The sequence below is a fragment of the Streptomyces sp. NWU339 genome, assembly GCF_003143855.1.
GTDB lineage: Bacteria > Actinomycetota > Actinomycetes > Streptomycetales > Streptomycetaceae > Streptomyces.
The window spans coordinates 31,543-45,734 of record NZ_QFRK01000020.1; the positions used below are offsets into that span (position 1 = coordinate 31,543).

The following is a 14,192-nucleotide window of genomic DNA, read 5'->3' on the forward strand; positions in this document are numbered from 1 at the left end:
TGCGTCGGGGACCGGGCCTGTCAGGGCTTGAGCAGCAGCGTGTTGCTGGTGCTGCCCTCGACCGCCTTGTCCGAGTACGCCCACTCGAGCAGTTCGCCCTCGGCCCACTTGCCCGTCTGGTCGACGTAGTGGGAGTCGTAGGCGTGGCCGGAGGCGCCGGTGAGGTTGATCCACCGCGACTTGTCGAGGTCACCGAGGTTGACCACCATCCGCATCGACGGCACCCACACCACCCCGTAGCCGCCCGCGGCGTTCCAGCCGGTCGCGTTGACCGTGGCCTCACCGCCGCCGAGCTTCCAGGGGCCGCGGTTGAGGACGTACTGCAGGAAGTCGGGGCCGGAGGTGCCCAGGGTCTGGTTCTTCAGGAACAGGCGGTGCAGCCGGCCCCAGCTCCAGGTGTCGATGTCCTTGCCGAGCTTGGCGGTGAGCTCCCAGCGGGCGTCGACCATGGCGCGCTTGAACAACTCGTCGCGGTTCTCCGCGCCGTCGCGGGAGCCCGCCTCCGGAGTCGTCCACCAGTCGCTGTCCTCCTTCTCCATCAGCGTGCGGACCACCTCGAACCAGCGGTCACCGCCGTCAGGCTGGGCCTGGTCGGCCTCGCGCATGCCGCACTCGCGCACCTTGGCGCTCTCGTCGGCGGGCCCGGTGGGATTGACCGGGTCGACCCACAGGCACTGGCCCTTGACCCGCAGCTCCTTGGGCAGCTTGTGACTGAAGGCGAGCTTGAGGACGTTGCGCCAGACGGAGTTGAAGTAGGCGGCGGCCGCGGAGTCGGCGTCCTGGGTGTAGTCCCAGCCCTCCAGCAGCTTCTGCGCCTTGCGGACCTCCGGGTCCTCAATGTCGATCTTGAGCAGTTCGGGCACCAGCAGCTTGGCTATACCGCTGCTGTTGTCGAGCTGCATCTGCCGCATGTCGTCGGTGGAGAGCTTGCCGCCGTCCTTGATCTTCGACTGGATCAGGTCGTTGATCCGCTGGCTGCGGGCGCCGTAGCCCCAGTCGGTGGTCAGGTTGTACGGGTACGCCTCGGGGTCGACCACGGCCTGGTTGGCGGTGACGATGTAGCCGCGGTCGGGGTCGAACTCGTAGGGCAGCGCGTCCTGGTCGACCCAGCCGGTCCAGCGGTACTTCGAGTCCCAGCCGGGCGCCGGGACGGAACCGTTGTGGTTCTTCGCACGGGTGGGGATCCTCCCCGGCAGGGTGTAGCCGATGTGGCCCTCGGTGTCCGCGTAGACGAGGTTCTGCGAGGGCACCTCGAAGAGGGTGGCCGCCTTGCGGAAGTCGTCCCAGTCCTTCGCGCGGTTCATCGCGAAGACGGCGTCCATGGTGCGGCCCGCCTCCAGCGCGGTCCAGCGCAGCGAGACGCCGTAGCCGTCGCCCCGGTCGGGCGCGGCGGAGTCGACGGCGGCCTTCTTCCCGGTCCGCACCAGGTCGGGGGAGCGGTCGGAGAGCAGCGGGCCGTTCTTGGTCTCCCTGACGACGATCTTCCGCGGCGCGCCGCCGGCGACCTTGATGGTCTCCTCGCGCGCCTCGAAGGGCACCACCTTGCCGTCGTACTGGTAGCCCTCGCCGGTGATCTTCTCCAGGTAGAGGTCGGTGACGTCGACACCGGAGTTGGTCAGGCCCCAGGCGACGTCCGCGTTGTGTCCGATGACCACGCCGGGCATGCCCGCGAAGGTGAAGCCGGTGACGTCGTACTGGCACGTGGCGGAGACGCTGCGGCAGTGCAGGCCCATCTGGTACCAGACGGACGGCAGCGCGGCCGACAGGTGCGGGTCGTTGGCCAGCAGCGGCTCACCGGTGATGGTGTGCTCGCCGGAGACCACCCAGGAGTTGGAGCCGATGCCGTCGCCGTTGACGCCGACGGCCGTGGGCAGGTTCTGCAGGACCTCCTGGAGGCCCGAGAGCTGGCCCTCCAGACCGTCCGCGGTACCGGCGGTCCCGGACGCGCCCTCCACACCGCCGGTGCCCGTGCCGACGTCCGTACCCGTCCCCGTGCCCGGGTCGGTGCCCGTGCCGTCGCCGATTCCGGTTCCGGTCCCGTCACCCGTGCCGCTCTCGCCGCCGCCCGACTCGTAGGCCCGGGTCAGCTCGTTGTACTGGCCCTCCTGGACCACCGGCTTGTTCCGGCCGTACGGATACGCCGGGTACAGGTCGGCGATCTGCTCGGGGCCCAGGCGGCTGGTCATCAGGGCGCGGTCGATCTCGTCCTGCATGTTGCCGCGCAGGTCCCAGGCCATCGCCTTCAGCCAGGCCACGGAGTCCACCGGGGTCCACGGCCCGGGCGTGTAGTCGTTGGTGAAGCCCAGCGCCGCGTACTCCAGGGAGATGTCCGCGCCCTCCTTGCCCTCCAGGTAGGCGTTGACCCCCTTGGCGTAGGCGTCGAGGTACTTCTTCGTGGCGGGGGAGAGCTTCTTCTCGTACTCCTGCTTCGCGACCCGGTCCCAGCCCAGGGTGCGCAGGAACTCGTCGTTCTTGATCTGGCTCTTGCCGAACATCTCCGACAGGCGCCCGGAGGTCATGTGCCGGCGCACGTCCATCTCGTAGAACCGGTCCTGCGCCTGGACGTAGCCCTGCGCCATGAACAGGTCCTCGTCGGAGGAGGCGTAGATCTGCGGGATGCCGTGGCCGTCACGTTTGACGTCGACGGGGCCCGACAGGCCCTTGAGCGTGATCGATCCCTTGGTCTGCGGGAAGGAGGCGCGCACGGTGCCGATCGACCAGTACGCCCCGTAGGCGACACCGCCGATCAGGGCCAGCACCAGGACGAATACGAGCAGACGGGCCTTTCGCCCCTTTTTCCTGCCGGACTTGCCGGGTTGCTGACCCGTGGAGGCGGTGGTGTCGGTGGGCATCGCTGTCCTTGCTGTCCTTACGCGAGCGGCAGGGCGGGCTGTGCTTTTAACTGAGCGCTGGGGCAACGATAGGCGCAGGGCCCCGCGCCGCTTGACGCGGAGTCGGGAACCAGCCCGGACGGACGTTCGATGATGCCAGGCGAACGCGTCAAGAACGCGTCAAGAGTTAGGTAAGGTAACGAAGCGGTTCGCCGCGAACGCGTCGGCTCCCCGCGCCCCGCAGCCGAGGTCGGGCGCGCCGCGCGTGAGCCAGGGAAGGGAACGGCCGCTGACTGTCCACCACCTCAACCAGCTCCTGCTCCTCTGCTCGCTGGTCCTGCTCGTCGCCGTCGCAGCGGTCCGGATCTCCTCGCGCAGCGGGCTCCCCAGCCTGCTCGTCTATCTCGGCATCGGCATCGCCATGGGCCAGGACGGCATCGGCGGCGTCCAGTTCAACAGTGCCGAGCTGACGCAGGTCTTCGGGTACGCGGCCCTGGTGGTGATCCTGGCCGAGGGCGGTCTGGGCACCAAGTGGACCGAGATCAGACCCGTCCTGCCCGTCTCCGCCGCACTCGCGACCGTCGGCGTCGCGGTGAGCGTCGGGGTCACCGCGACGGCCGCGCACTTCCTGGTCGGGCTGGAGTGGCGGCAGGCGCTCATCATCGGCGCGGTGGTGTCCTCGACCGACGCGGCGGCCGTCTTCTCCGTGCTGCGGCGCATTCCGCTCCCCCCGCGCGTGGCGGGCACGCTGGAGGCCGAGTCCGGTTTCAACGACGCCCCGGTGGTCATCCTGGTGCTCGCCTTCTCCACGGCCGGCCCGATCGAGCACTGGTACGTCCTGCTCGGCGAGATCACCCTGGAGCTGGCCATCGGCGCCGTCATCGGACTCGCGGTGGGCTGGCTGGGCGCCTGGGGGCTCAGACATGTGGCGCTGCCCGCCTCCGGCCTCTACCCGATCGCCGTCATGGCCATCGCCGTCACCGCCTACGCGGCGGGCGCCATGGCCCACGGCAGCGGCTTCCTCGCCGTCTACCTCGCCTCGATGGTGCTGGGCAACGCCAGACTGCCGCACTGGCCCGCCACCCGCGGATTCGCCGAGGGGCTCGGCTGGATCGCCCAGATCGGCATGTTCGTCCTGCTCGGGCTGCTGGTCTCCCCGCACGAACTGGGCGACGACGTGGTGCCCGCGCTGCTCATCGGGCTGGCCCTGACCGTGGTGGCCCGTCCGCTGAGCGTCGTGCTGTGCCTGCTGCCGTTCCGGGTGCCCTGGCAGGAGCAGACGCTGATGTCGTGGGCGGGGCTGCGCGGCGCCGTACCCATCATCCTGGCGACGATTCCGATGGTGGAGGGCGTCGAGGGCAGCCGGAGGCTCTTCAACATCGTCTTCGTCCTGGTCGTCGTCTACACCCTCGTCCAGGGCCCGACCCTGCCGTGGCTGGCCGGCAAGCTGCGTCTCGGCACGGGTGCGGAGGCCGCCGACCTGGGCATCGAGTCGGCGCCCCTGGAGCGGCTGCGCGGGCATCTGCTGTCGGTCGACATCCCGGAGGAGTCGAAGATGCACGGCGTGGAGGTCGCCGAACTCCGGCTGCCGAAGGGGGCGGCCGTCACACTCGTCGTGCGCGGGGGCACCTCGTTCGTCCCGCTGCCGACGACGATGCTGCGGCACGGGGACGAGCTCCTCGTCGTCACCACCGACCCGGTCCGGGACGCCGCCGAACGCCGCCTGCGCGCGGTGGGCCAGGGCGGCAAACTGGCCGGCTGGCTGGGGGCCGACGGCGAGGGTCCGGAGCGCTGACACGCCCGTCATCCACAGGGGCACGGTCCCGCAATGCTCGGTTTCACAGGATCACAAGCCCTTGCCGCCTGTGGACACCCGCCCGCGCCAAGACGACGCCTGTACCATGCACGGAGTACCCAGATCGAACCAACTCTGCCTGACGCAGAGCTGGCGCGACCGTATGGCGGCCGGCACGCCCCGAGCTGTGGCACCCGGCATCTACCGCAGTCAGCGCAAGAGGACAGCTCTCGGCGTGCCCGAAGCCCGACCGTGAAGGGCCGCGCGCCACCAGGCGGCAGAAAGGCACGGGCCGTGGCATCCACGGTCACCACGTCGAAGGACCCTGCGGCCGCCTCCCGTCCGGGATACGGCCGACTGCTGCGCACCCGCGGCGCCTGGACGTTCCTGCTCCCCGGTTTCGCGGCACGCCAGCCGTTCGCGATGCTCACCATCTCCATCGTGCTGCTGGTGCAGCACACCACCGGTTCGTACGGCGCGGCCGGCGGCGTCGCGGCGGTCACCGGTGTGTCCATGGCCCTGTTCGCGCCCTTCAGCGGTCGGCTCGCCGACCGCTACGGGCAGCGCGCCGTACTCGTCCCCGGCGTTCTGCTGCACACCCTGTCCGCGCTGGCCCTGACCACGCTGGCGCTGACCGACGCCCCGCTGTGGGCGCTGTTCGCCGCGGCCGTGCCCACCGGTGCCTCGGTGCCCCAGGTCGGGCCCATGGTGCGCGCCCGCTGGGGCGTGAAGCTCAAGGGCTCCCCGCTGATGACCACCGCGGCGGCCTTCGAGTCCGTCACCGACGAGCTGACCTTCGTCGTCGGACCGCTGCTGGCCACCGCCCTGTGCACGGGCGTGAACCCGGCCGCGGGCCTGGTGACCGAGGCCGCGCTGACCCTGGTCGGCGGCCTGCTGTTCGCCGCGCAGAAGGCCACGCAGCCCGAGGTCGCCACCGGCGGGCATGCGCGCGTGAAGCACGCCTCCGCCCTGCGCGTCCCCGGGGTGCGCGTCCTGATCGTCACCTTCCTGGGCATCGGGTCCGTCTTCGGCGGCATGCAGGTGTCGCTGGCCGCGTACACCGAGTCGATCGGCGAACCCGGCCTGAACGGCGTCCTGTACGGCGTCTTCGCCGCGGGCAACATGCTCTCCGGCATCGCCTGCGGCGCCATCGCCTGGAAGGTCGCCCCGCAGCGGCGCCTCCTCGTCGGGTACGCGGCTCTCGCGGTGACCGCGTCCGCCCTGTGGACCGCCCAGTCGTCGCTGCTCCTCGCGGGGCTCGGGCTCCTGGTCGGCATGTGCATCGCGCCCGCCCTGATCACCGGCTTCACCATGGTCGACGACCTGGTCCCGGCGGGGGCCCGCACCGAGGCCTTCACCTGGCTGACCGGCGCGGTGGCACTCGGTCAGGCGGCCGCGGTCACGGTCTCCGGACAGTTCGAGGACCGCCTGTGGGCCGGCGCCGGTTTCCTGGTGCCGATGGGCGGCACGGTGCTCGCCCTGGTGACCCTGCTGGCGCTGCGGTCACGGCTGGTGCCGGCCCCGCACGGACGCACCGTCGCACGTGGCGTGGGTCACCGCTCGCCCGTCGCAGTGGACTGAACACGGGGAATACGGCACTATGAATCGTCGTTTAGCACTCATCGAGTGAGAGTGCCAGGAGGAAGACAGTGCCCACCTACCAGTACCAGTGCACCGAGTGCGGCGAGGGCCTCGAGGCGGTGCAGAAGTTCACCGACGACGCTCTGACCGAGTGCCCGAACTGCCAGGGCCGCCTGAAGAAGGTGTTCTCGGCGGTCGGCATTGTCTTCAAGGGCTCCGGCTTCTACCGCAACGACAGCCGCGGCTCCTCGTCGAGCAGCACCCCGGCGGCGTCGAAGTCGTCCGACTCCTCGACGAGCTCGTCGTCCTCCTCGACGTCGTCGGCTTCCTCGACGTCCTCGGGCTCGTCGACCGGCTCCACCAGCACCACCGCCGCGTAAGGCCGCCTTCCCGCGGACCCCTGTCGTCGTCCGACGACGGGGTCCTCGGCGTTTTCCCGGGCGGTCCCGGGGCGTTTCCGGGGCGGTTAGGGTGCGGAGCATGGCGAACATGGCGCACAAGGCGAACGCCGAGATCGGCGTGATCGGCGGCTCCGGTTTCTACTCCTTCCTCGACGATGTGACCGAGGTCCGGGTGGACACCCCGTACGGGGCGCCCAGCGACTCCCTCTTCCTCGGCGAGCTGGCCGGTCGGCGGGTCGCCTTCCTCCCCCGGCACGGGCGCGGCCACCACCTGCCGCCGCACCGGATCAACTACCGGGCCAACCTGTGGGCACTCAGGTCCGTCGGCGCCCGCCAGGTGCTCGGGCCGTGCGCGGTGGGCGGGCTGCGGCCCGAGTACGGGCCGGGGACACTGCTGGTCCCGGACCAGCTCGTGGACCGTACGAAGTCCCGGGTCGGCACGTACTTCGACGGGCTGCCGCTGCCCGACGGCACGGTGCCGAACGTCGTGCACGTGTCGCTGGCCGACCCCTACTGCCCCGTCGGCCGGGCGGCCGCCCTGAAGTCGGCGCGCGGGCGGGACTGGGAGCCGGTGGACGGCGGCACGCTGGTCGTGGTCGAGGGGCCGCGCTTCTCCACCCGCGCCGAATCGTTGTGGCACCGGGCACAGGGCTGGTCGGTGGTGGGCATGACCGGCCATCCCGAGGCGGTGCTCGCCCGTGAGCTGGAGCTCTGCTACACGTCCCTGACCCTGGTCACCGACCTCGACGCGGGCGCCGAGACCGGCGAGGGCGTCTCGCACGACGAGGTGTTGCGGGTGTTCGCGGCGAACGTGGACCGCCTGCGGGACGTGCTCTTCGACGCGGTGGCGGCGCTGCCCGCCACGGAGGAGCGGGACTGCCTGTGCACCTCGGCACTGGGCGGGATGGATCCGGGGTTCGCGCTGCCGTAGGGCCGCACGTTCGGGTGAGGGAGTTTTCCACAGGGCGCGGTGTGTCCACAGGGCCCGGCGGAGAACGGCGGGAAGCCTCATCGTGGGGTGCGCAAGCCGTTCCCTCGCCGCAGGTGGTGTCCCGTGTCGTTCCCTCCGTCCCGTGAGTCCTCACGCCACTCCCCTACCTCCTCTTCCTCCCCCTCCTCCCCTCCCTCCCCCTCCTCCCCTTCCTCCTCCCTCTCGGCCGGCGTCCCGCACCCGCCCCGCGCCCATGTCCCGCCCCGGTGCGCGGTGCCGCACTTCGCACCGGTGCGGGTGCGTGGCGGTCTGCTGCGGTCCGGTCGGCTCGTCCGGCACCGGCGGCGGGCCGCGGCGGTCGGCCTCGCCGTCACGGCGGTGGCGCTGGTGGCGGCGGGCCCACGGGAGACGGACCGGTCCCGCGGGCATCCGGACGGCGCTTCGGGCACGCGCGCCGCGTCGGCGTCGGCCGCCTCGGCGGACGGGTCCGCGGGAGACCGCGTCGTAGGGGCTCGGCGTGCGGGAGCCCGCGTCACGACGCCGGTGCGGATCGCCGACGCCGCCACGGTGCGGTTGTTGCGGCCGGGCGACCGGGTCGACGTCATCGCCGCCGAGGAGCGGGGCACGGGCGGTGCGGCGGGCGGTGGAGCCCGCGTGGTCGCGCGGGGAGCACGGGTCACGGAGGTGCCGGAGCCGCTGGAGGCCCCGGACGCGGGCGGGGCCCTGGTGGTGCTGTCGGTTCCACGTGCCACCGCTGCCGAGCTCGCGGGCGCGAGCGCCACGGCACGGCTGGCGGTGACGCTGTGGTGAGGGGTTCGTCGACCGTTGGCACCGCCTTCATGTCGAGCATCTCGCTCAAGGGGCCCCACCGGGCAGATGGACGGTGCCCTGTCGTAGGTTGCGGAGCGTTCGATTCCCGGCGTCACGCATACGAGATGGAGCTCCGAGGTGAGCGAGAAGAACGAACCGAGCATCTGGCAGGGCTTCAAGGCCTTCCTGATGCGCGGGAACGTCGTCGACCTGGCGGTGGCCGTGGTCATCGGCGCGGCCTTCACCAACATCGTCAACTCGGTGGTGAAGGGCGTGATCAATCCGCTGGTCGGCGCCTTCGGCACCCAGAACCTGGACAGCTACAGCTCGTGCCTGCAGGACCCCTGCACGGGCACCGGCGACGCCGCGACGGGTATCAGGATCCTGTGGGGCTCGGTCCTCGGCTCGACGCTCCAGTTCGTGATCACGGCCGCTGTCGTCTACTTCCTGATGGTGCTGCCGATGGCTCGCTACCTGGCCCGGGTGGAGGCCCGCAGGAAGGCGAGGGAGAGCACACAGCAGGTCGTCGAGACCTCCGAGCTGGAGGTGCTCAAGGAGATCCGCGACGAGCTGGTCGCACAGCGCGGCTCGAACAACGGCGGGCGATAACCGGCACCGGCACGCCATCCGGTCGTCGGACCGCCGGGCGGCGCCCGGTCAGATGTGGTGCGGCGGCTTCTCGTCGAGGAAGCGCTTCAGGTCCGAGGCGCTGTCCCCGGACGGGCGCTCGCCCCATCCCCGGTCCGTGTCGTCCGAGGACTGCTGGTCCAGCGGATCGTCGAAGACCAGCGCGGGCTTCGGCTCGCGCGGCCGGGGTTCGGGGGCGGTGCTCATACCCCCAGAGTACGGCCTCGCCGTTCCCCTCCTCCGTCGGTGACCGCGCGGGAGGAGCGCCCTGCACGAGACTGGCGCCATGACAGTTGACGCGCTCACAGATGTGGCCGGTGTCCGCGTGGGACACGCGACCCGCTCCGGCGGCGGCCTGCTCACCGGCACCACGGTCGTGCTCGCGCCCGAGGGCGGGGCCGTGGCCGCCGTGGACGTACGCGGCGGCGGCCCCGGCACGAAGGAGACCGACGCGCTCGATCCCCGCAACCTCGTGCAGAAGGTCGAGGCGGTCGTCCTGACCGGCGGCAGTGCCTACGGACTCGACGCGGCCTCCGGGGTGATGGCCTGGCTGGAGGAGCGGGGACGCGGGGTCCGCGTCGGACCGGACCCCACGCACGTGGTGCCGGTGGTGCCGGCCGCCTGTGTCTTCGACCTGGGCCGGGGCGGCGACTTCCGGGCCCGTCCGGACGCGGCCACCGGGCGTGCCGCGGTGGAGGCGGCAGCGGCGACCGCACCCGGGGCGCGGGTGCAGGAAGGATGTGTGGGCGCCGGCACGGGGGCCGTGGTCGGAGCGGTGAAGGGCGGGATCGGCACGGCGAGCAGGGTGCTGGATTCGGGGATCACGGTGGCCGCGCTGGTGGTGGCCAACGCGGCGGGGGCGGCGATGGATCCGGAAACAGGGGTGCTGTACGGGGAGTTGTTCCAGGGTGGCCGGGTCCGTCATCCGGACCCGGAGGTGCACGAGGCGGCGCTCCGGCGGCTCGCCGACCTCGCCGAGCGGAACGGCCCTCCCCCGCTCAACACCACACTCGCGGTGGTCGCCACCGACGCGGACCTGTCCAAGGCCCAGGCGCAGAAGCTGGCCGGTACCGCGCACGACGGCATCGCACGGGCGGTGCGGCCGGTGCATCTGCTCAACGACGGGGACACGGTGTTCGCCCTCGCCACGGGCGCCCGCCCGCTCGACGCCGCGAACCCCCTCGCCCTGAACGGGATCCTCGCGGCCGGCGCCGACCTGGTGACGCGCGCGATCGTACGGGCCGTGCGCGCGGCCGAGTCGGTGGACGGACCGGGCGGAGCCTGGCCGTCGTACCGGGAGTTGTACGGCGAGGCGGACGCGTAGATGCGCGGGGGTCGACGGGCGAACCGGCGCCGACCGGTGGGCGGAGCGCGGTGACCGCTGAGCGGAGTCCGGGCTCGACGGCCGACGGCCCGGCGACTCGCACCAGGGGTGGCGACTGAGCAGGGGGTATGCGAGGTCCGCCAGAGCAGGTGGGAATTTCTCGCGCCCCTCGTTCGTTTCCCCGCCGTACCTTTTTCTCAGTTCCCGGACATGATGTCCGCCCGAGGGGCTACGGTATGCACCCACTGGGTGACATGCAGCGACGCCGGGAGAAACCTTGAGCGTTCCGTACGAGACGGCAGCGTACGAACCAGCCGACTCGCCCGAGTCTCCTGAGGAGCACCTCGCGCGACTGCTCGGCCGTGCCCTGAACTCCTTCGAACTGCCCGACGAGGCGGTGCACCGGCTCGACTGCGCGCTGGCACACGACAGTTCGCTGCACTCCGCGCATCACAGCGCCGGCCTGCACCGGGAGACGTACCGGCACACCTGGCTGCTCGCCGACGGCTCGGCGCTCACGCTCTGGGAACTCGTCCACAACGCCACCCCGGGCAGCGAGTCCGAGCACGAGGTGTACGCGGACGAGGAGGAACTGCGGGTCGCGACCGCCCGCTTGCCGCTGCCGCCGGAGACCCCGGAGTTCGAGCTGCCGGTGGTGGTGCAGCTGTCCCGGATCCCCACGCCCCGGCCGGTCTACGTCCCCGACGGTTCGGCGGACCACGCGCGCCGCTTACTGCGCCGGGCGGAGAACACGGACCGTCCGGGCCCCGGGACGGCCGCGCTGCTGACCACGGCGTTCGCCCACCAGATCACCCAAGCCTTCGGCCGCCCGTCCCGCTTTAGGCGCCCGAGGCGTTCAGGACTGAGCTTCTCCCTGTACGAGCACGCGTTCCTGCTGCGTGACGGCGTGGAGATGTCCCTCTGGGAAGTGGAACACACGGCCACGCCCGACGGACGGCACATGTGCGAGGTGTACGTCACCGAGGACGCCGCCCGGGACGCGATGGAGCGCCGCGCCGCACAGGTTTCCTGACCCCGGGCCCCGACGGCCCCGGGTTTCGCCCCGACCCGGTTCAACGGTCGCCCGCGGGGCCCTCCGCCAAGCGCCGCACCAGCACGGCGAACGCCTCGCGCTCCGCCGGCGTGAGCCGCACCTCCTCCGCCCGCGGACCCGTCCGCCGCTGACGCGGAATCGCGCGCAGCGCCCGAAGCGCCTGCCCCGCCGGGGCCGCGTACTCCGGCGCCGACCCGGAGCTCAGCCTCGGCTCCGGCTCCGGTCCCTGCCAGGGGTGAACGTCCCCGCCCCGCCCGCGTTCGCGTCCGCGCCGCAGGACACCGGCCAGGCCCACAGTGCAGGCCACGGCCATCACGGTGAGGACGGCGGTGCCCGCCATCCTCAAGATCGAGTCGTGCTCAGGCATGCGCCCCAGTACACACCACGGTCCGGGACTTTGGTCCCGGACCGTGGTGAACGTGATCTATATCGCAGTTGCCGTGAACGGCTGCGAATTACCTGGAGTGACCTATATGCACACAGGGGTCACCTATACGAACCTAAAGGGGCAATCCGCCGCCCGTTCCCGTCCGCCGCGTCACGCGGCCACCGGCTGCTTCGCCTCGGCCGCCGAGGCCGCCGAGCCCTTGGCCGCGCTCGCGCCACCCGTTCCCGGAGCCGACTTGCGCAGGCCCTTCAGGACGATCACCAGAGCCGTCGTGACGCAGACACCCGCCGCGATGGCGACCAGGTAGAGGAGCGGGTTGCCGATCAGCGGGACCACGAAGATACCGCCGTGGGGCGCGCGCAGGGTGGCGCCGAAGGCCATCGACAGGGCACCGGTGACCGCGCCGCCCACCATCGAGGCGGGGATCACGCGCAGCGGATCGGCCGCCGCGAACGGGATCGCGCCCTCGGAGATGAAGGAGGCGCCCAGGACCCAGGCGGCCTTGCCGTTCTCCCGCTCGGTCTGGTTGAAGAACTTGCCGCGCACCGTGGTGGCCAGGGCCATCGCCAGCGGCGGAACCATACCGGCCGCCATCACCGCAGCCATGATCTTCATCGCGGAGTCGCTGGGGCTCGCGACCGCGATACCGGCCGTGGCGAAGGTGTACGCGACCTTGTTGACGGGGCCGCCGAGGTCGAAGCACATCATCAGGCCGAGCAGGGTGCCGAGCAGGATGGCGTTGGTTCCGGTGAGGCCGTTCAGCCAGTCGGTCATGCCCTTCTGCGCCGAGGCGATCGGCTTGCCGATCACCACGAACATCAGGAAGCCGACCACCGCCGAGGAGATCAGCGGGATCACCACCACCGGCATGATGCCGCGCAGTGCCACCGGGATGCGCACCCGCTGGATCGCCAGCACGACCGCACCGGCGATCAGACCGGACGCGAGGCCGCCGAGGAAGCCGGCGTTGATGGTGAGGGAGATCGCACCGCCGACGAAGCCGGGCACGAGTCCGGGCCGGTCGGCCATGCCGTAGGCGATGTAACCGGCCAGGACCGGGACGAGGAAGCCGAAGGCGACGCCGCCGATCTGGAAGAGCAGGGCGCCCCAACTGGCGGCCTGGGTCCACACGAAGTGTTCCATCACCGACGGCGCCTCGTTGATCTCATAGCCGCCGATCGCGAAGCCGAGGGCGATGAGGAGACCACCCGCCGCGACGAACGGGACCATGTAACTGACGCCGGACATGAGCCACTTGCGCAGCTTGGTGCCGTAGCCCTCGCCGGGTTCACCGGCGCGGTCCACGGGCGTACCGGTGGATGCGGCGGCCGCGGTGACCTCACCGCGCTCGGCCTTGCCACGGACCTCGTCGATCAGCTCGGCGGGACGGTTGATGCCCGCCTTGACGCCGGTGTCGACGGTCGGCTTGCCCGCGAAGCGCTCCTTCTCCCGGACGGGCACGTCGTGGGCGAAGATCACACCGTCCGCCGCCGCGATCACGGCCGGGTCGAGCCGCTCGAAGCCCGCCGAGCCCTGGGGCTCGACGGCGATCTCGATGCCCGCCTCCCGGCCGGCGTTCTCCAGCGCCTCGGCCGCCATGTACGTGTGGGCGATACCGGTGGGGCAGGAGGTGACGGCGACGATCCGGAAGGGACGCGCGTCCTCGCCCGCACCGGACGTGCCCGCCGCGTCGGTGGTGCCCGTGGCGGCACCGGTGGAGGCCGCCACCGGCGCCGCCACGGAGTCTGCGGCGTCCGTGACGTCCGTGGCGTCTACGGCACCGGCGGAGCTGTCAGAGCTGTCAGAGCTGTCAGCCCCAGCCGTATCCGCCGTGGGTGCCGTGGATACCGACTCGTCCGCCGCCGGCCGCTCGTCCCCGCGGACGAGCGCCGCCGCGCCCTCCGCGTCGCCGACCGACCGGAGCGCGTCGGTGAACTCGGCGTTCATCAGCTTCCGGGCCAACGACGAAAGGATCGTCAGGTGAGCGTCGTCCGCACCCGCCGGCGCGGCGATCAGGAAGATCAGGTCGGCGGGCCCGTCCGCGGCACCGAAGTCGATCCCGGCGGCGCTGCGCCCGAAGGCCAGCGTCGGCTCGGTGACGTGCTCGCTGCGGCAGTGCGGGATGCCGATGCCGCCGTCGAGGCCCGTCGGCATCTGGGCCTCACGGGCGGCCACGTCGGCGAGGAAACCCTCCAGGTCGGTCACCCGGCCGAGGGTCACCATCCGCTCGGCGAGGGCTCGCGCCGCCGCTTCCTTGGTGTCGGCGGACAGGTCGAGGTCGACCAGGTCCGCGGTGATCATCTCGCTCATCGCGGGCTCCTTCGCACGCGTATCGCCCGGGGCGTGGGGTGGGCGAAAGGGACAACGGGGACGGTGATGCGGTGGGGGACGGTGGGGCTGCGGAGTCCGGCGCCGGGGCCGGCGCTCGAGGCAGCGGAGGCGGAGTGCGC

General features: G+C 71.7%; 12 protein-coding genes. 8 read left to right on the forward strand and 4 right to left on the reverse strand.

What is annotated here, in order from left to right; genetic code table 11:
• Nucleotides 1-20: 20 nt before the first annotated feature.
• The gene (locus DIZ27_RS22865) at nucleotides 21-2,852 is read right to left on the reverse strand and encodes a penicillin acylase family protein (protein WP_109380312.1); all 2,832 of its coding nucleotides are present in this window, start codon (nucleotides 2,850-2,852) and stop codon (nucleotides 21-23) included.
• A gap of 244 nt (nucleotides 2,853-3,096) precedes the next feature.
• Here DIZ27_RS22865 and DIZ27_RS22870 point away from each other — a divergent pair, with 244 nt between their 5' ends.
• From DIZ27_RS22870 to mscL, 6 genes are all read left to right on the forward strand, one after another.
• A complete protein-coding gene (locus tag DIZ27_RS22870) occupies nucleotides 3,097-4,626 on the forward strand; it encodes a potassium/proton antiporter (RefSeq protein WP_109380313.1) in 1,530 nt (509 codons plus the stop codon).
• 294 nt (nucleotides 4,627-4,920) lie between these two features.
• The gene (locus DIZ27_RS22875; RefSeq protein WP_109380314.1) at nucleotides 4,921-6,207 is read left to right on the forward strand and encodes an MFS transporter; all 1,287 of its coding nucleotides are present in this window, start codon (nucleotides 4,921-4,923) and stop codon (nucleotides 6,205-6,207) included.
• A 68-nt stretch (nucleotides 6,208-6,275) separates the two neighbouring features.
• Nucleotides 6,276-6,587, forward strand: a complete 312-nt coding sequence (locus DIZ27_RS22880) for an FmdB family zinc ribbon protein (RefSeq protein WP_109380315.1) — start codon at nucleotides 6,276-6,278, stop codon at nucleotides 6,585-6,587.
• Between the two features lie 109 nt (nucleotides 6,588-6,696).
• Nucleotides 6,697-7,539, forward strand: a complete 843-nt coding sequence (locus tag DIZ27_RS22885) for an S-methyl-5'-thioadenosine phosphorylase (RefSeq protein ID WP_109380411.1) — start codon at nucleotides 6,697-6,699, stop codon at nucleotides 7,537-7,539.
• Between the two features lie 273 nt (nucleotides 7,540-7,812).
• Complete coding sequence (locus DIZ27_RS22890) at nucleotides 7,813-8,349, forward strand: hypothetical protein (RefSeq protein ID WP_109380316.1); 537 nt, start codon at nucleotides 7,813-7,815, stop codon at nucleotides 8,347-8,349.
• A 138-nt stretch (nucleotides 8,350-8,487) separates the two neighbouring features.
• A complete protein-coding gene (mscL, locus tag DIZ27_RS22895; RefSeq protein WP_109380317.1) occupies nucleotides 8,488-8,958 on the forward strand; it encodes a large conductance mechanosensitive channel protein MscL in 471 nt (156 codons plus the stop codon).
• A gap of 48 nt (nucleotides 8,959-9,006) precedes the next feature.
• Here the strand turns inward: mscL and DIZ27_RS22900 are convergent, their stop codons facing one another.
• Entirely contained in the window at nucleotides 9,007-9,183 is a 177-nt protein-coding gene (locus DIZ27_RS22900; RefSeq protein ID WP_109380318.1) for a hypothetical protein, read from the reverse strand.
• 79 nt (nucleotides 9,184-9,262) lie between these two features.
• Between DIZ27_RS22900 and DIZ27_RS22905 the strand changes: the two genes are divergently transcribed.
• Nucleotides 9,263-10,300: a P1 family peptidase gene (locus DIZ27_RS22905; protein WP_109380319.1), complete on the forward strand. Its 1,038-nt coding sequence runs from the start codon at nucleotides 9,263-9,265 to the stop codon at nucleotides 10,298-10,300.
• 277 nt (nucleotides 10,301-10,577) lie between these two features.
• Nucleotides 10,578-11,333 (forward strand): DUF6227 family protein, encoded by a 756-nt coding sequence (locus tag DIZ27_RS22910; protein ID WP_109380320.1) that lies wholly within the window; start codon nucleotides 10,578-10,580, stop codon nucleotides 11,331-11,333.
• A 40-nt stretch (nucleotides 11,334-11,373) separates the two neighbouring features.
• Here DIZ27_RS22910 and DIZ27_RS22915 read toward each other — a convergent pair whose 3' ends face one another.
• Nucleotides 11,374-11,721: a hypothetical protein gene (locus tag DIZ27_RS22915; RefSeq protein ID WP_109380321.1), complete on the reverse strand. Its 348-nt coding sequence runs from the start codon at nucleotides 11,719-11,721 to the stop codon at nucleotides 11,374-11,376.
• A 171-nt stretch (nucleotides 11,722-11,892) separates the two neighbouring features.
• Complete coding sequence (locus DIZ27_RS22920; protein WP_109380322.1) at nucleotides 11,893-14,052, reverse strand: fructose-specific PTS transporter subunit EIIC; 2,160 nt, start codon at nucleotides 14,050-14,052, stop codon at nucleotides 11,893-11,895.
• Nucleotides 14,053-14,192 lie beyond the last annotated feature (140 nt).